7 protein-coding genes are annotated in these 16,963 nt (G+C 61.6%); 3 read left to right on the top strand and 4 right to left on the bottom strand.

Annotation, left to right across the window (positions count from 1 at the left end):
- Positions 1 to 166: 166 nt before the first annotated feature.
- The 3 genes from BMZ66_RS18200 to BMZ66_RS18190 all read right to left on the bottom strand — a co-directional run bounded on the left by BMZ66_RS18200 (position 167) and on the right by BMZ66_RS18190 (position 9,267).
- Positions 167 to 4,414 (bottom strand): T9SS type A sorting domain-containing protein, encoded by a 4,248-nt coding sequence (locus BMZ66_RS18200; RefSeq protein ID WP_092676922.1) that lies wholly within the window; start codon positions 4,412 to 4,414, stop codon positions 167 to 169.
- A gap of 112 nt (positions 4,415 to 4,526) precedes the next feature.
- Positions 4,527 to 5,870 (bottom strand): DNA/RNA non-specific endonuclease, encoded by a 1,344-nt coding sequence (locus BMZ66_RS26140; protein ID WP_234795151.1) that lies wholly within the window; start codon positions 5,868 to 5,870, stop codon positions 4,527 to 4,529.
- Positions 5,871 to 6,339: 469 nt separating this feature from the next.
- The gene (locus BMZ66_RS18190; RefSeq protein ID WP_092677132.1) at positions 6,340 to 9,267 is read right to left on the bottom strand and encodes a glycoside hydrolase family 2 protein; all 2,928 of its coding nucleotides are present in this window, start codon (positions 9,265 to 9,267) and stop codon (positions 6,340 to 6,342) included.
- A 517-nt stretch (positions 9,268 to 9,784) separates the two neighbouring features.
- Here BMZ66_RS18190 and BMZ66_RS18185 point away from each other — a divergent pair.
- From BMZ66_RS18185 to BMZ66_RS18175, 3 genes are all read left to right on the top strand, one after another.
- Positions 9,785 to 11,122: a rhamnogalacturonan acetylesterase gene (locus tag BMZ66_RS18185; RefSeq protein WP_092676920.1), complete on the top strand. Its 1,338-nt coding sequence runs from the start codon at positions 9,785 to 9,787 to the stop codon at positions 11,120 to 11,122.
- A gap of 345 nt (positions 11,123 to 11,467) precedes the next feature.
- Entirely contained in the window at positions 11,468 to 12,409 is a 942-nt protein-coding gene (locus BMZ66_RS18180) for a glycoside hydrolase family 43 protein (protein ID WP_092676918.1), read from the top strand.
- Positions 12,410 to 12,565: 156 nt separating this feature from the next.
- On the top strand, positions 12,566 to 13,609 hold the full coding sequence (locus tag BMZ66_RS18175) for a glycoside hydrolase family protein (protein WP_143080274.1): 1,044 nt from the start codon (positions 12,566 to 12,568) through the stop codon (positions 13,607 to 13,609).
- A 324-nt stretch (positions 13,610 to 13,933) separates the two neighbouring features.
- Here BMZ66_RS18175 and BMZ66_RS18170 read toward each other — a convergent pair whose 3' ends face one another.
- Positions 13,934 to 16,813, bottom strand: a complete 2,880-nt coding sequence (locus BMZ66_RS18170) for a glycoside hydrolase family 2 protein (RefSeq protein WP_092676916.1) — start codon at positions 16,811 to 16,813, stop codon at positions 13,934 to 13,936.
- Positions 16,814 to 16,963 lie beyond the last annotated feature (150 nt).

Below are 16,963 nucleotides of genomic sequence, written 5' to 3'. Positions count from 1 at the left end.
CGTTTGTTTAAGTCGAGATGCGGGGCTAGTGGGGGCTGGTCGGCCAACGCCATAAAGGCGTGGGAGCGAGGTTCCCAATGGCATAGCGAAATGCCTTTGCGGGTGGCTGGGCACAAAAAAAGGGGCCACATCGGCCCCTTTTTTTGTGCTTAATAAATGAGTTGCTCTATTTGGTAAGTACCACGCGCAGCGTTTGCACTTTTCCATTAATTAATAGTCGACCTGTGTACACGCCGGCCGCCAGGGTGGCGCCCTCCAGGGCAAACTCGTAGTCCTGCCCTTCCACGGCGGTGCCGTTGTAGAACGTCTTCACTACCTGCCCCAGCGCGTTGTAGAGCTGCAGCTGAGCGGGGCCGGTGCTACCAGCCCGGAAGTGCACCACGGTGCGCTCGGTGAAGGGGTTGGGGTAGGCTTCGAACACGGGGGCGCCGGCCGTGGGCAGGGACTCGCGGGCTGCCGCGCTGCTGGTCTGGGCGGTAGCCGAAGCAGTGGCGCTGGCCACCGGAATGCTGCAGTCGCCGAGGGTGCCGCCCTGCTTCAGGTAGCTCGGCACTTCTTTGGCGGCCACGCACTGGGGCTTGCCGCGGTGGCACACAAGCACCTTGGGGTTCTTGTCGGTGATGTTGCCGCAGCGGATATCGGTCACTACCAGGGTCACGCGCTGGGTAGCGGTGCAGCCCGAAGCGCTGGTGGCCGTGACCGTGCAAACAAACGTGCCCGGCGTGGTAGCCGTGAACACAGCGTTGGCACTGCTGGTGTTGGTCAGGCCTTTCACGGGGCTCCACTGGTAGCTCACGCCACTGGCCGCGGCCAGCGTCACGCTCTGCGGGCCGTAGCCGATGTAGAGGTTGGTGGCCACGCCGCCCGTGAACTCATTGGAAGCAGGCTTCACGGCGATGGTGGGCGTGGGGATGGTGCCCGTGACGGTGATGGTGGCCGTGGCGGTGGCGGTGTTGCCGTGGGTGTCGGTCACGGTCAGGGTCACTTTGCGCTGGCCAATGCTGTCGCAGGTGAAGCGGGTGTTGCTCAGTTCCAGCGTGGCGAGGCCACAAGCATCGGTGCTGCCGTTGTTGACTTGCGCGGCCGTGATGGTGGCCGTGCCGTTGGCTAGGGCCACGGTCAGGTTGCGGGTTAGGGCGATGGGCGCCTGCTTGTCTTCCACGGTCACGGTGAAGGTTTTGGCATCGGTGCCGCAACGGTTGGTAGCGGTGGCCGTGACGGTGGTGGTGCCTACCGGGAAGAGGTAGGGCGAGGTGATGGCCGTGGCCACGCCGTTCTTCAGGATGGAGTAGCTGATGGTGGGCTCGGGGTCGCCGGCAGCCGTGGCGGCGAAGGCCACCGAGGCATCGCAGCGGTTGGCGGGGGCCGTGGCCGTCAGGTTGGCGAGGGCTGCCAGCACGGCGGGCTCGCAGGTGACGCCGGTTTTCACGGCCTTGTAGGTGGTGCCCACGCGGATGCCGTCAATTACCAGGGTAGCAGAGTTGGTTGCGGCGCCCTGGCGCAGGGCCACCGCTCCGATGTGGTCGTTGGGAGCGCCGGGCGTGGTGCCGGTTTCGGTGGCCACCGCCGTAGCGGTAGCGGGCTCGGTATCGGTATCGGTGGTGGGGTTGATGAAGAGCTGGGCTTCGTTGCCTACCTCGTCGAAGGTGTATTTCACCACCATCAAGTAGGTGGTGGCTACATCGTAAATGGCTTCGGTGTAGGAAACAGTGCCGGTGCCGCTGGCAATGCCAAACTGCAGCTTCCCGTTGGCGGCGCGGCGCACGCTTACGCGGCTGCGGAAGGTGCCGCTAACAGGCTTGGGGCTCAGCATGAAGAAGTAATCGCCGGTGGCATTTACGCTGCTCACGTTCACTAGGAACGAAGCGTAGACGGGCGTGCGGGCATACACGTTCTCGAAGGTGCGGTTCACGTCTTCGCCCGAACCGCTGAGGGTGGCGGCGCGCCCGCTGTTCGGACCGTAGCCGGCGTAAGAAAGATTAGTCGGATTGACGGCAACAGCGTTTGTGCCTGCTCCGCTGTGCGCGCCCCAGTTGTTAGCCGTCAGCAAAGCGCCGCTGGCGTACTCGAAATTCTCTTCCAGCAACAGGGTTGCGGGCAGCGCCTCGGTGCTCTGCGTGAGCGTGCCGGGGTTGGTGGTGAGGTAGTTTTCGGCGTAAAGCGTGCCGTTGTTGTCGTTGAAAGCAAAAACCGCGAAGTGATAGGCCGAGTTGGGGCGCAGGCCGGTGAGGGCTACGGTGGTAGCCGTGCCGTTGTGCACTACAAACTGCCCGCCGCCCAACGACCGGCTTTTGCCGAATTCAGCATCGGCCGCGTAGGTGGTGGCATCAGTGGGCAGCACGTCGACAGGGCTGCCGAGGCGGGCAATCACCAGGTACTTGCTGCCGTTGCCGCCCGTCAGGTTCAGCTGCATGCTGGTGCCCGTGACGAGGCTGGCCGAGAGCGTGCCCGAGGCCGTGGGCTCCGTGGCGAGGGGTACTTCCACGGTGGTGAAGGTGAACTCCTGGCCGTAGGCAGTGCTCACGTCATTGGTGGCGTAGGCCCGCACAAAGTAGGTGGTGCCGGGCAGCAGGTCTTTGAGGGCGCTGGTGAAGGCGCCGGTGCCGGAGCCGTCGGTGGTGCTGGCGCTGGTGGTGTTGCCCAGGGTTGGGTTTTCAGTTTTGGACCACACCACGCCGCGGGCCGTGATGGCGCTGCCGCCATCGGTGGCTACGGTGCCACCAGCGGTGGCCGTGGTGGCAGTCAGTTCGGTAACGGCGGCGGTGGCGAGGGTGGCCGGGAACACAGCCGCAACGCCGGTGCCCGAAACGGCTACGTCCTGGCTAGGAAAGCCGCTGCTGGCCACCGGAATGCTGGCCTGGGTGTTTTGGGCCGCGGTGGGTGCAAACCGCACTTCAATGGTGGTGCTGGGCACGTTGCCCCCCACGGGCGTCAGTTCGATGGTGCAGCAGGCAAAGGGGTTGGTACCGGTCCGGATTTCGAAACCAGCCGGGGGCGTGATGCGGACAATGTCGGTGAGGCTGGTGCCGCTCACCGTGAAGCTTTTCAGCGGCGAGCCGGCGCCTACCGCTACGGAGTTGAAGTCGGGTAGGCTGGCGGTCGAAACCGTGAGAGCGGGCGTAACAACGGGCGCCGTCACGGTAACTTCGATGGGTGCACTCTCGCCGGTGGCCGTGCCGCAGCTGCTGCTAACGGTGGCCTGGGCAACGAGGTAATACTTGCCGGCGCTCGGAAAATCGGCGCCTTTGAGTTGGTACGCGGCATTGGTAGCACCGGCAATGGCCGAAGTAAACGGGCCGGTCGCGCTGGTGCTGTACTTCCACACATAAGTGGAGCCCGATGCGGCGCTGGCCGTGAGCATGGCGCCGGTGCCGGTAGTGGCAACAGCTTGAGCCGCGCTGGGCGCAACGGCAACGGGATTATCAGTCAGCGTCTGGCCAATGGTCAGGTCGGCGCCGTTGTTGGAGCCGAAGGTGGCGGGGGCATCGTTGAGGACGCGCACGCGGTACTTGCTGCCGCTGGGCGTGCCAGCCGGAATGGTGGCCGAAATCGGCGAGCTGCTGCCGCTGCCAATGATGCCGGTGGTGGTGCTGCTGGCGAAGACGCCGTTGGCATCGGACAGCTGCACCTGGTAGGTGCCGGTGAGCGTGCCCGTGTTGGTGAAGGCTACGTTGAAGGCAGAGCTGGGCGCGCTGCTGGTTACGCAAAACGAAGTAGGCGAAACTGCGCCGGTGGTAATGGCCGCGCCCGGCGTGGGCGGCGTCCCCCCCTCAAACGTTGCCGTAACGGTGACGTCATCCAGGCCAATCCCCTGGGCGTTGGTTACCAGCGATTCGCCGCTCTGGTAGCTCCACCGCAGGTAGTAAATAGCATCTGGCGCAAGGTTCACGCCCAGGATTGCCACTTGCTTAGTAGTTGAAACGGGGGGATAGTGGTAGGTACTGGTTCCGGCGTCAAACCGCTCGTCGCCATTTGGCTGCGAAGTCCAAGTCGTGCCATCGAGGCCCGTAAAAAACTTCCAATCGTAAGGCCGTGTGTTAGTGCGGTATTTTTCTACCGCAAATTGAATTTCTAAGTCTTGGATGACCGCGCCCGTTGTATTCTGAATAGCCAGCAGAATGTGGCGGGGCGGCATGTAGGTACCACTAGCCAGAAAGCCAATGGCGCGGTCAGTAGAACCAGTAGCCGCCGCAAAGTTGTAGGTGCCACCAGCAGTGAAATTGTTGCCGTTTGCCACGACCGTGGTGGTGGTGTAATTAGTGCTGAAGTTGTAGGCTGGCGCCGCTTCGCTGGAAAAGACAAAGCCTGCTGGCACAGTGGCCGTGGCGGTGGTGCCTATCGCATCGAAGGTTTGGGTGTAAGTACCCGTCGTCAGCTTAACCGGGGTTTGCGCCCAAGCCTGCTGCCCGCCCATGAAGAGTAGAAAAATCAGGAGAGCTGACCAATTCCTGAAACCCGAATTTTTATTATAAAAAACTGCCATACAGACGTTTGTATCGATTCAAAAAAGAGAGGCAAGAAAGAGTCTAGTTGGTCGGACCGGTGTCCGTGCGCGCTTCAATGGCGGCCTGCACTTCCAGGGGCAGGTTCGAAAGCAGGTCGTAGCCGGTGCTGGCCTCAATGGCATCGACGCTGGTGCGGTAGACGCCCCAGTTCGTGTTGAGGGTGTTGATGTTGGGCATGTCCACGGCAATGACGCGGGTGTTGCTCGTGACGCGGGCCACGTCGTTGTCGCCCACGGGCAGAATGACAATCACCTTCCAGGTGCGGTTGGGCACCGTGACACGGCCCTGGTCGAGGGTGTTGGTGACGCCGCCGTTGCTGCCGGTGCCGCCCACGCCGTAGCTGCCGGCAATGATATAAACCTCGTTGTTGGGCAGGAAAGTGCGGGTGTAATTTTCCAGGTTGCCCCAGGTAACCTGGTTGTTCTGAGGCGCCTGGGGCATCATGTTGGTCATGTAGAACGTGGCCGAGTTGTTTTCCAGGCTCGACGTGCGGTCAGCCGAGGGGCACAAGTGGCCGCGGTCGAAACCCGAGCCCGAATAGCTGGTTTGAGTCACCTGATACCAGCCGGCGGGCAGTTGCGGGTCGGGCCGGAAGTCGTCCTGGCGGTCGATGCCATTGCGGTCGCCGATGTCGAGGTGCCAGCTCACCCAGTTGGGAATGCCGCGGTCGCGGTGGTAGCTCATTACGTACTGGGGCTTCACCAGCAGGTAGTTGGTGGGGTAGCTGATGTCGGTGATGGCGCCACTGGGGTTGCCAAGGGCCATGTTGTCGTTGTCGACGGAGGGCTGTGCCACGCCGAAGTCGACCACCGAGAAGTCGTCGATGTTCAGCCGCGCAGCCCCGCCCGAGGTCTTGCGAATCTCGAACTTGACGTTGCCCGAAATATTAACGGTGAAGGACGTGGCCTGCAGCACGTTGGTGGTGGTGAGCACCGTGTTGCCCACCTTGGTCCACTTATCGCAGTTGCAGGAGGCGGCCTGTGCCCATAGCTCCCAGCTGCTGCTGGCATCGGTGCCGAAAATGGCGTGCTGCACCGTGACGGTGGAAGCGCCATTGGGCAGGAAAAACTCCATGGTGAGCTTGCCGTTTTGCTGCAGGCGGGCGGACTGGGCGCCGTTTTTGCGGTCGGCGGGGCTGCTGCCCAGTACGGCGTCGGTAAAGGTCCAGCTGCCAGTGCCGAGGGCTACCGTGCCAGCCGGGTAATTGGGTTTGCTGCCGGTGTCAAACGACTCTTGCGTGGTGGTCGCCGCCGGGGCAACTGCAACTAAGGAACTGGGGCTACCATCACCGGCGCGGGCCGGCTGGAAAGCCAGGCTTGAAAGCAGTAATAATGACCGAAGCGAACTACGTAAGTATTTGGGCATAAACCAGCAATAAGAAGAAAGTACAAACAGGCTCCCGATTAATAAATCCTTGACCTTGGAACAGTGCTATCCCAAAGTTAGAATGCTGGCACTACGCAATTGTTATGTACAATGGTTCCTTATAAGCCGAACTTGTTAAAGTTTAATATGCAATTCTATCGGAATGCTATGCTGAAGTCCAGCGCTAAGCCTGTTTGAGGAGAGTGTATAGAGGTTACCCCGGGTGGCTCGACCTTGCTCAATTAACCCTTGTAAAGCTTTATTTTCTAGCCAAATAGAGGAGGTTATCGGGATAGTGCCGCACAGCCGAGCATCCTGCCGCGTGGCCGCACGTATGAGCTCCTCCCCTACGCGAGCAGCTGCGTCGAGCTCTGCCCCATGGGCAGAGTTCTCCTGTGTTAACAATTGGTTACCCCTAACGGCGCGGACGACGAGGCGCCAAGTGTGGCGACTCTACACCGTTCAGTATTTAGTTTGCTTTGCTGGCAGCTGGCTTCTCGTACACTTCTACCTCCACCAAGCCGAGGGTGCCGGGCAGGCCGGCCTGGTCGGTGACGGGCGCGCCCGGTTTGGCGGCATCCAGCTCCGTGATGTTGAAGGCATCTTTGGCCTGGGTGGCGCCCACCAACTCGATGCGCAGCGTTTGGCCGGTGCGCGGGGCAAAGGTGGCCGTGTAATAGCCCAGGCTGCGCTCGGTGGTGCCCCGGAAAACCTCCTGGCCATCTACCAAGATGCGGATGGGGTACGTGCTGTTGCGCCAGCCGGTCAGCTTCATGGCTACTTCGCCGATGCTGGCGGGGCGGGCCAGGGCGTACTCTATCCAGGGGCCGGCCGGCTGGCGGGCGCTCACCCAGCTTGTGAGCTCGTTGTCGTCGAAGCTCAGGGCCGCGGCGGCGGGGTTGGAGTTCGCCGTCACGCTTTTTATCGGAACTGCCACCCGCGACACCCGGAATGCCGGGCCCGCGGGCGTAGGGCCGCGCCCCAAACTTACCGGCAAATCGGTACCGGGCAGTTGGGCGGCCAAGCCGTGCTGCACCGCCACGGGCTGCGACCTCAGGCTGACAGTAGCGGTTTTCAAGCCGGCTGCAGTGGCTTTAAGGGTGATTTTGCCCGCCTTGGTGGTGGTGCGAATGAGCACGCGGTTTACGCCGCCTTCTACGGGCAGGCTCTTGGCCAGAATGTAGTTGTTGGGACCCTGGGCCAAGCCCCCGCGCCATTCGGCTGGCCCGCTGAGGCTGAAATTGACCATGTTGAGCGCCGTGGGACAGCGCCGGCCCTGGGCATCCACGGCCTCTACCTGCACCAGGGCTAGGTCGGTACCGTCGGCCCGCAGGCCAGTGGGGCTGGTAATGGGCGTGAGGCGCAGGGCCACGGGGGGCCCAGTGGTTTGGTGCTCGGCTTCGCTGGCTGGCTGGCCCGTCGCATTGTAGCTCACGGCCCGCAGGGTGCCGGGCTGCCAGGCCACGTTCTTGAACGTAAACATAAAACGGTGGCTTTGCTGGCCCAAGCCTAGTGACTTGCCATTGAGAAACAGCTCTACCCGCTCGCCGTTCGACACCACCGTCACGTCCTTGGCCACGCCCGGCTGGTAGTTCCAGTGGCCGATGACGTGGGTGCGGGCCCGCTCGGGGTCCACCCAGCCGTCCCACATTACCTGGTGGGCGTAGAAGCCATCTTTGGCAATGCGCAGGGCGTCGACCTCGCCGCTGCGGCGGTAGTTTTCCTCGCCGCGGTAGTGGGTGTTGGTATCCGAAAACACGATGTTGACGCCGCCCGCGCTGCTGCGGGTGCCGGTGCCGGGCCGCTCGCGCCAGTATTCGTACCAACGGACGACGTTTTCGCGGGCGTGGGTGTCCTGGTTGCGGTTGTACTCGGCGGCGGGGGCGTTTTTGTAGCGCGGGCCGGCGCCGTCCTTGTGGAAGGGCGGCGACAGCTCGTCCCAGTACTTGCGCAGGCCTTCGTCGCGCGAGTACTCCATAGCCCAGAGCGGCTTGCCGGCGCTTTTGTTGATGTAGAGCATCTCACCGCCGTACTCGGCTTGGGCAATGTCGAGCATTTCGCGCGAGCCAATGGCCCGGCCGCCGTGGGGGTCGTATTGGTTGCGAATGTCCTTGAGCTCCTGCATGTGGGCGGCGCTGATGCTCTCGTTGCCGCCCTCGTAAAACAGAATGCTCGGGTTGTTGCGGTTGTAGATAATGGCGTCGCGCATAAGGGCCAGGCGCTGGTCCCAGCGGGGGCCGGTCACGTCTTTTTCGGCGTCGCCGGCGGGCATGGCCTGGGGCAGGCCCACCCGGTCGCAGCTCTCAATGTCCTGTTTCCAGGGCGTCACGTGCATCCAGCGCACCAGGTTGGCGTTGCTGCTCACCATGAGGCCGTTGCTGAAATCCGAGAGCCAGGCCGGTACGCCCAGGCCCACGGCGGGCCACTCGTTGCTGGTGCGTTGGGCGTAGCCGTGCACCTGCATCACCCGGTCGTTGAGTTTGATGTGGCCGTTGGCAAATTCGGTTTTGCGGAAACCGGTGCGGATTTGCACTTCGTCCGTCACCTTATTATCAATCAGCAGGCGGGTCCGGACGGTGTACAAGTAGCCGTAGCCCCAACTCCAGAAATTGAGTCCGGTGAGCCGGGCGCGGGCCTGCACCGTCTTGGTTTCGCCGGGAGCCAGGGTGGTTTCGAGCCCGCGCATGGTGCCGATGATTTTGCCGTTCTTATCGGCCACTGTGGCTTCGTAGGCGAAGGTTTGGGCAGCGGAACCGTCGTTTCGCACCTGCGATTCGGCTGTTATTGTCGCCTCGCCGGCGGCCACATCGAAGTCCTGAGCATACACATACACGCCGGTGGTGCCCAGTCCCGCAAACAGCGGCAGCGTCTGGTGCAGCGGACTGGTGACGTGCAGGTACACGTTTTTGGGAATACCGCCGTAGTTGGCGTTGAAGTTGCGGTTGCTCCACTGGTAGCCTTGGCCGCTGGCCGCTTCCTTGTAGTCCCAGTCGTTGTCGATGCGCACGGCCAGCACGTTTTCTGCCGGCGCCGGGCGCAGATGCTGGGTTATATCGAAGCCGAAAGCCATCACTCCGTTTTCGTGCTTGCCAATGAGCTGGCCGTTCACGTAAAAATCGCCGGCCTGCCGGATGCCTTCAAACTCCAAAAATACCTTCTGGCCCTGGCTGGCAGCGGGCAGCCGGAAGCGCTTGCGGTACCAGGCAATGCCCGTGCTCAGGTCCTTGATGTCTTTTTGGAAGGCTTCGTCCTCGTTCCAGGCGTAGGGCAGCGTTACGGTCTTCCATTTGGCATCGTCGAAACCAATGGCCTCCGCGCCGGGTGCATCGCCCACCAGCACCTCCCAGCCGGGGTTGAAATTGTATTTCATCCGCGGCGGGGCCGGACTGGCTGCCATGGCGGTGGCGGCAAGGACCCACAACGCGAATAGGCCAAGCGCCCGCACACATAGGAAGTGGTGGCAAGCAGCGTGGCAGCGCAATTTGAGAGTTTGGAGCAGCGGCATATGTGGACAGGTGGGTGGATATTGAGCAGGGGTGGTCGGCAGGCGGCGCGGGGGAACCTCACCCCCTGACCCCCTCTCCAAAAAAGAGGGGGCACCGGCCCGTGAGGACGACTCCATTGCTAAATCCGCCAGGAGCATTTCCGGTGCCCCCTCTTTTTTGGAGAGGGGGTCAGGGGGTGAGGTTCCCCCGCCAGGAGTTGCCCCCACGCCCCTTGACCATCTCAAGCCCACTCAGTAAAAGAAAACGCCAAGCCTAGACTCACTCTCCTGCACTCTTCCGGGCTGCCGGCCATGGCACCGCGCAGCCCTGTAGCCCCTAGGTCGCGCCCCGGGCATGACAGTGCAGGAAAGCCCAACCCTAGGCGGCCGGTACTTTTAGCCCACCGGTCCTTCCCATCTATTCAGTTTTATGAAAAGGCTTTTTCTCGCGCCGGTTTTGGTTGGTGCGCTCCTGCGCGCGGCCCCGGCCACCGCGCAGGCCCTCAGCACCTCGTTTAAGTTCGACTTTGGCCCCGGCAAAGCGGCGCCCGGCTACCGGCAGGTGATGCCCACCGCCACCTACAGCGCCGCCATGGGCTACGGCTTCGATTTTGAAACCTCAGTTTCGGGCCGAGACCACGGCGGCAAGGACGCGCTGAAAGGCGACTTCGTGACCAGCGACAAGCCGTTCTACTTCTCCGTGGATTTGCCCGAGGGCAACTACAACGTGACCGTGACCCTGGGCGACCTGAAAGGCCCCTCCTCCACCAGCCTGCGAGCCGAATCGCGCCGGCTGCTGCTGCAAAAAACTGAAACCGCCCCTAGTAAATTCGTTACCCACACCTTCACCGTCAACGTTAAAAGCCGCCAGATTTCGCCCACCGCCACAGTACAGCTCAAGCCCCGTGAACTCACCAAGCTCGACTGGGACGACAAGCTCACGCTGGAATTCAACGGCTCGCGCACCTGCCTGGCTGCGCTGGAAATAACCCCCGCCCCTGCTTCCACCGTAACCGTGTTTTTGTCCGGCAACTCCACGGTGGTAAACCAGGAAGACGAACCCTGGGCGTCGTGGGGCCAGATGATTCCGCGCTTCTTCAAGCCCGGCGTGGCCGTGGCCAACCACGCCGAATCGGGCCTAAGCCTGGGCAGCTTCCTGGGCTCGAAACGACTGGAAAAGGTGCTGAGCGTAATGAAGCCCGGCGACTACCTCTTCGTAGAGTTCGGCCACAACGACCAGAAGGAGAAAGGTGAGAACGACGGTCCCTGGAAATCCTACACCGAGCGGCTGCGGCTGTTTGTGCAGGAAACCAAAAAGAAAGGCGGCATTCCGGTCATCGTCACTTCCACTAGCCGCCGCTCGTTCGGGGCCGCTGGCAAGATTGAAAATAGCCTCGGCGACTACCCCGCCGCCGCCCGCAAAGTGGCCCAGGAAGAAGGCGTGGCCCTAATTGACCTCAACGCCATGACCACGCAGCTCTACGAAGCCATCGGCCCCGAAGAGTCGAAGAAAGCTTTCGTGCACTACCTGGCCAACACCTACCCCGGCCAAACCCAGGACCTGGCCGACAACACCCACTTTAACCCCTACGGCGCCTTTGAGATTGCCAAGTGCGTGGTGGAAGGCATCAAAGCCAACAAGCTGGGGCTGGTGAAGTTTCTGCGCAACGACTTGCCGGCGTTTGACCCCGCCAAGCCTGACGCCCTGGCCAGCTGGCAGTGGCCCGACAGCCCCCGCAGCACAGTGGTGAAGCCGGATGGGAATTAACGTGTGGACGTTTTGCTATTGAGGCGGCCATGCTGGATGGCTCGTCATGCTGAGCGGAGTCGAACCGCAGGTCGCTTTAGGCAAGCATCTCGCTCGGAGTAGTAATCCAACCGCCTGTCATGCTGAGCTTGCGAAGCATCTTATCGCCGCTGAACGAATCGTTGTGGCGTGAGAAGATGCTTCGCAAGCTCAGCATGACAGACGATTGACTGGGTTTACTGCTGCACGCGAGATGCATCGGCTACGCTCGGCTTGACGTGCTTTCTTCAACATGGCCGTTCAAATTATGACCGCATTTTGCGCACCGCTCCTTGAAAAAGGCATAACCCGTTTACCTCAACCTCAATGAAATCCCTCCTATTCCTCGCTGCGCTCAGCTTAGCAACTGCCACCACCCACGCACAGGCCCCGCTGAAAAAGAACGAAGCCCTTGTTTTCTGCTACTTCAAAGGCAACGGCCAAGACGGCCTGCACCTGGCCAGCAGCCGCGACGGCTACACCTGGACGGCTCTGAAAGGCGACAGCACGTTCCTGCGCCCCACCGTGGCCAAGGACAAGCTCATGCGCGACCCCTGCATCATTCGCGGGCAGGACGGGCTGTTTCACATGGTCTGGACGGTGAGCTGGCAGGACAAGGGCATTGGCTACGCCAGCTCCAAAGACCTCATCAACTGGTCGGAGCAGCAGTTTTTGCCCGTGATGCAGCAGGAAGCCGGCGCCCGCAACTGCTGGGCCCCGGAAATCACCTACGACCCCAGCACCAAAACCTACCTCATTTACTGGGCCACCACCATCACCGGCAAGTTTCCGGAAACCCAGAGCACTGCTGACGCCGGCTACAACCACCGCATCTACTCGACCACGACCAAGGACTTCAAAACCTACACCCTAACCACGCTGCTCTACGAGCCGGGCTTCAATGTAATTGACTCCAGCATTCAGCCCGACGGCAAGCGGTTTGTGATGTTTCTGAAGGACGAAACCCGCGAGCCGGCCCAGAAAAATCTGCGCGTGGCGTTCAGCGACCAGCTTACCGGGCCGTATGGCAAGGCCTCGGCCCCCATCACCGGCAACTACTGGGCCGAGGGCCCGGCCCCCGTTAAGCTCGGCAAGGAGTGGCTGGTGTGTTTCGACAAGTACCGTGACCACAAATACGGCCTCATAAAATCGACGGACCTCGTGAACTGGACTGATATTTCCGACCAGCTCACCGTGCCCAAAGGACTGCGCCACGGCACGGTGTTCCGCGTGTCGGCCAAAGAGCTGAAGCTGCTGGAGCAGCAGTAACCGCCCATGAAACTGGATGAAACCAGAGAGAACAGAGTGGAGCTCGGCCGTCATGTCGAGCGCAGCCGAGACATCTCGCGTGAGGTAGTAATCTAATCGTTTCAACGATGCGAGCGAGATGTCTCGGCTGCGCTCGACATGACCGTTCTGTAATTAATGAAACCCCTCTACATTTTTCTGTGCTTCGCCCTGTTGGCAACTTCTACCCAAGTCGTAGCCCAAAAATCAATTGCCACTGCTCAAGCTGCAAAAGCTTCCCGAGCAGTTAAGCCCGCGCCCAAGCCGTTGTTTCGCGACCCCATATTTGATGGCGCAGCCGACCCGGTCATTATCTGGAACAAGCAGGTTGGGAAGTGGTGGATGTTCTACACCAACCGCCGGGCCACCGATACCACTGCTACCGGGGTCACGTGGGTGCACGGCACCCGCATCGGCATCGCCGAATCGGCGGACGGCGGCACCACCTGGCAATACCGCGACACGGCCAACATAGCCTACCGCCCCCACCCCGGCTACACCCACTGGGCCCCGGATATTGTGGAGGACAAGGGCACCTACCACATGTTCCTGACCTACGTGCCCGGCACGTTCAACGACTGGAACCACCCGCGCGTCATCGTCCAGCTTAGCAGCTCCGATTTGCGGAATTGGCGCTACGTGCAAACCCTGCCCCTGGTCACCGACAAAGTGATTGATGCCAGCGTGTTCCGGCTGCCCGACGGCACCTGGCGCCTGTGGTACAACAACGAGCGGGACCACAAATCCATCTACTACGCCGACAGCCCCGACCTGCAGCGATGGACCGACCACGGCCAAGCCCTGAACGAGCGCGGCGAAGGCCCCAAAGTCTTCCGCTGGCACAACCAGTACTGGATGATTATCGACAAGTGGCAGGGCCTGGCCGTGTACCACTCCACCGACCTCCAACACTGGCAGCCCCAGCCCGAACGCCTGCTCGAAGCCCCCGGCAAAGGGCCGGACGACCAGGCCATCGGCGGCCACCCCGACGTGGTGGTGAGCGGCAACCGCGCTTTCCTGTTCTACTTCACGCATCCCGGCCGTAGCAAAGCCAGCCCCGCGCCGGCTAACAGCATTGTCGCTAAGCGCAGCGTGATTCAGGTGGTGGAGTTGGAGTTTAAGGACGGTAAGCTGACATGTGACCGGGACAAACTGACGTTTGTGCGGCTGCTCCGGCCGTGAAGAGCCGCACGCGGGGGAACCTCACCCCCGGCCCCTCTCCAAAAGAGAGGGGAGCCTGACGCCTGTCATTGCGAGCGTAGCGCGGCAATCCGTCCTGACAAAACCAGACACTTCACTGAAACGACAAGCCCTACCGGGTACGACCCCGGCACTGCGCAGTGCCGGGGTCGTACCCGGTAGGGCTTGTCGCATTATAAACTTCGTCGCTGAGACCAGGACGGATTGCTTCGTCGTGCCTCCTCGCAATGACAAAGGCGCTACCGTGGCTCCCCTTTCTTTTGGAGAGGGGTCGGGGGTGAGGTTCCCCCGTGTGAGGCCCCGCCCCTAGAACAAATCGTCCTTCACCGGCGCGGTATAAGGCTGCGGCTTGCTATCGGCCGGGGCCAGGCCGAAGTAGAAGAACAGCGTGCGCTTCATTGGCGCGCCGCTCAGGTGGTTGGTTTCGCTGTCGGGGCCCAGGTTCTTGGGGTTGTTGTCGATGTTCAGGCCCAGCTTGGTGCCGATGGGCGGGATGGCGTCGAGGAAGGAAATATCGCCGTTGGGCAGGCCGGGCGCGGGCTTGATACCGGACAAACCGTAGAAGTTGAACCGGCGAATGAATAAGCCTTTATCGGGGCTGGCGATGAGGAACTTGCCCTCCACGGTGTTCATCTCCATCCAGGCAATGTCGGCGAAGTAGCCTTTGAACTCGGGGTAAATCCAGGGGGCGGCGGCCGTGTGGGTGTTGTTGTTGGCATTTTCCCACACGTTGGTGCTCACGCCCTGCAGGCGGTTTTTCCACACGCGGTACGGGCCCTGGCCCAGCCACTTGGCCCCAATCACGAAGTTCTCGGGGTAAGTGAAGCTGATGCCGGCAAAGGCATGGTCGCCGCTGAGGGCGTATTCGTACTCCATGCGCAGCCAGCCGTTGCCGTGCATTTTCCAGCGCACGGCCTTCAGGTCGCCGGTGTAGCTGGCTTCGATTACCTCGCCGTCGGCCTCGGTGCGGTGCTGCAGGCCGGTGAATTTGGAAGTACCGGCCACCAGCACGGGGCCGTTGGTGAAGGAAAGGCGGTCGCCGTTGTTGCCGGTCACGGCCATGATGCGGCCATTGGTTTTGCTGAACGTAACGGTGATGTTGCTGGCTTTCACCGTCAGGGCAGTGTCGATTTCTGTGACTTCAACGGCCTTGGTGTCCTTGGCCTGCAGGGCCAGCACGCCGTCGAGCAGTTTGGCGTTGCTGCCGGTTTTCCAGGTCCATTTATACACCAGGTTCTTAAATGGGTCGTAGGCCGAAAGCACCAGGGCATCGTAGTTTTTCCAGTCTTTGGGCAGCTCCAGCTTCAGCTTGCCGACGGCCAGCGGGGCCACGGCAGGGCTTTTGATGCGGCTTTTCTTGCCCGTGATGCTGCCCGCAAACGGGTCGTTGGGCTTACGGTAGTTCACCAGCTCCCACTGAAAAAAGCACTGGTTGAGGTTGGTGTGGTGGTAGCGGTTTTCCACGTCCACGCTGCCGTTGAACTTGGCGGGCAACTCCTTCAGACGGATTTTTATCGGTGAGAAAATCTCCCGAATGGCGTAGAAGCTCCCCTCCTTCTCGCGGTGCGGGCCAACCACGCCGTCGGGCGCGTTCACGGCGTTCACATCGATGATGTTGTTCTGATCGGTGCGCACAATGCCCTCATCCACCAGGGCCCACAGGAAGCCGCCGGCCGAGCGCTGGGCCTTCCAGTGCAGTTCCCACAGGTCGGCCAGGCCGGCCCCGCCCCCGCCGTCGTCCTGGCTGTGCAGGAATTCGGTGGGCATGTAAATGAGCGAGTCGGCCAGGATTTTCTGGGTGCTGTAGAAGTTCTCGTAGTGGTTGGTGTCGATGCCGTTGTGCTCGTTGCCGGGCTTGTGGTGGGCGTGAATCACGGGCCGGTTCGAGAAGTCGTAGCGGCCATAGTCGTCGTCCAGCTCCTTGTTGGTGCCGCCTTCGTTGCCGTTGCTCCAGAAGATGATGCTGGGGTGGTTCTGGTCTTTGAGCACCATTTCGCGCACCAACGGCTCGCCGGCCTTGGTGCTGTAGGCCGTTTGCCAGCCGGCCAGCTCGTCGAGCACGTACAGGCCCAGCGAGTCGCAGAGCTGAAGAAACTTGGCGTCGGGCGGGTAGTGCGACATGCGCACGGCGTTCATGTTCATCTCCTTAATCAACTTCACATCGGCCAGGTGGATGGAGTCGTTGAGGGTGCGGCCGGTTTCGGGCCACCAGCTGTGGCGGTTGGTGCCTTTCAGTTTCACCTGCGTGCCGTTCACGTAAACGCCCTTGCCACGCCGGATTTCGATGGTGCGGAAGCCGAACTGCTCGGTGGTCTGGTACTGGGTTTCGGAGCCGTTGCGCAGCGTGAGGCGGGTGCGGTAGAGGTTGGGCGTTTCGGCCGTCCACTGGCGCGGGTTGCGGAGCGTAGTGGCCAAGCGCACCACGGTATCATTGGCCGCCACCTCGGCGCGGGCGGTTCTCACCACCTGGCCGGTGGCGTCGAGAATATCGGCCTGCACTTGCCCGGCCTGGCGCAGGTTGCGCACGTTGGCGCGCACCGCAAACGAGCCGTTGGCCTTGGCATCAATGCCCACATTCTCCAAAAACTGCTGCGGGTAAGACTGCAGATACACCGGCCGGAAAATGCCGCCAAACACCCAGTAGTCGGCTAGGCGCTCGGCGTTGTTCACGGTGGGCTCGGCCGACATCTTGCTCACTTTCACTTCGAGCACATTGGGCGCATCGTATTTCAGCTTGTCGGTGATGTCGTACTTGAAGCGGTAGAACGCGCCCTGGTGCACGGCCCCGGCCACCTGCCCGTTCACCTTCACTTCGGTGTCGGTCATCGAGCCTTCAAATACGATTTCGATGCGGCGCCCGCGCCAGCTGGCCGGCACCGTGAAGCTGTGCTTGTAAAGCCCCTGCTCGTCGGCGAAGCGGAAGTTCTTGCCGTAGGTTTTGTAGTCGCGGCCGTAGTTGTAGAGGCCAAAACCTTCCTGCTCCCAACACGAGGGCACGGCAATAGTGGTCCAGTAGCCGCTTTTGCGCCCGCCGGTGCAGTAAAAATCCCACTTCACGGTCCGGCGGTTGTCGGTACCGGAGAGGTACTGGATTTGCTTTTGGGTAGCCGGCTGCTGGGCTTTGGCGGCCAATGGCAACAGCAGAACCAGGCTTAACAGGAAAGAGCAGAATGTTTTAGCAAGCATAAGACGGTAGTGAGTGGACCTCGCGGTGGCCCGCTCGGTGCACCGAAGAAACCAGCTGCTAGCAGTCCCGGCTTCCTGTACCTTCCTGCCATTTGGCTTTTGGTGGGTTTCGCTTGGGCTTTTGCTGTTGGGGGATGGAACGTCATGCAG

The sequence above is a fragment of the Hymenobacter arizonensis genome (genome assembly GCF_900115775.1).
Taxonomy (GTDB): Bacteria; Bacteroidota; Bacteroidia; order Cytophagales; family Hymenobacteraceae; genus Hymenobacter; species Hymenobacter arizonensis.
The sequence above is the reverse complement of the archived record's forward strand: the minus strand, read 5'-3'. Positions and strand labels throughout refer to the sequence as shown.

Bases quoted from the DNA above. Each gene is read 5' to 3' on its own strand.
- BMZ66_RS18180 (WP_092676918.1), top strand. From the start codon at position 11,468: ATGAAATCCCTCCTATTCCTCGCTGCGCTCAGCTTAGCAACTGCCACC.
- BMZ66_RS18170 (WP_092676916.1), bottom strand. From the start codon at position 16,813: ATGCTTGCTAAAACATTCTGCTCTTTCCTGTTAAGCCTGGTTCTGCTG.
- BMZ66_RS18200 (WP_092676922.1), bottom strand. From the start codon at position 4,414: ATGGGCGGGCAGCAGGCTTGGGCGCAAACCCCGGTTAAGCTGACGACG.
- BMZ66_RS18175 (WP_143080274.1), top strand. From the start codon at position 12,566: ATGAAACCCCTCTACATTTTTCTGTGCTTCGCCCTGTTGGCAACTTCT.
- BMZ66_RS18185 (WP_092676920.1), top strand. From the start codon at position 9,785: ATGAAAAGGCTTTTTCTCGCGCCGGTTTTGGTTGGTGCGCTCCTGCGC.
- BMZ66_RS26140 (WP_234795151.1), bottom strand. From the start codon at position 5,870: ATGCCCAAATACTTACGTAGTTCGCTTCGGTCATTATTACTGCTTTCA.
- BMZ66_RS18190 (WP_092677132.1), bottom strand. From the start codon at position 9,267: ATGGCAGCCAGTCCGGCCCCGCCGCGGATGAAATACAATTTCAACCCC.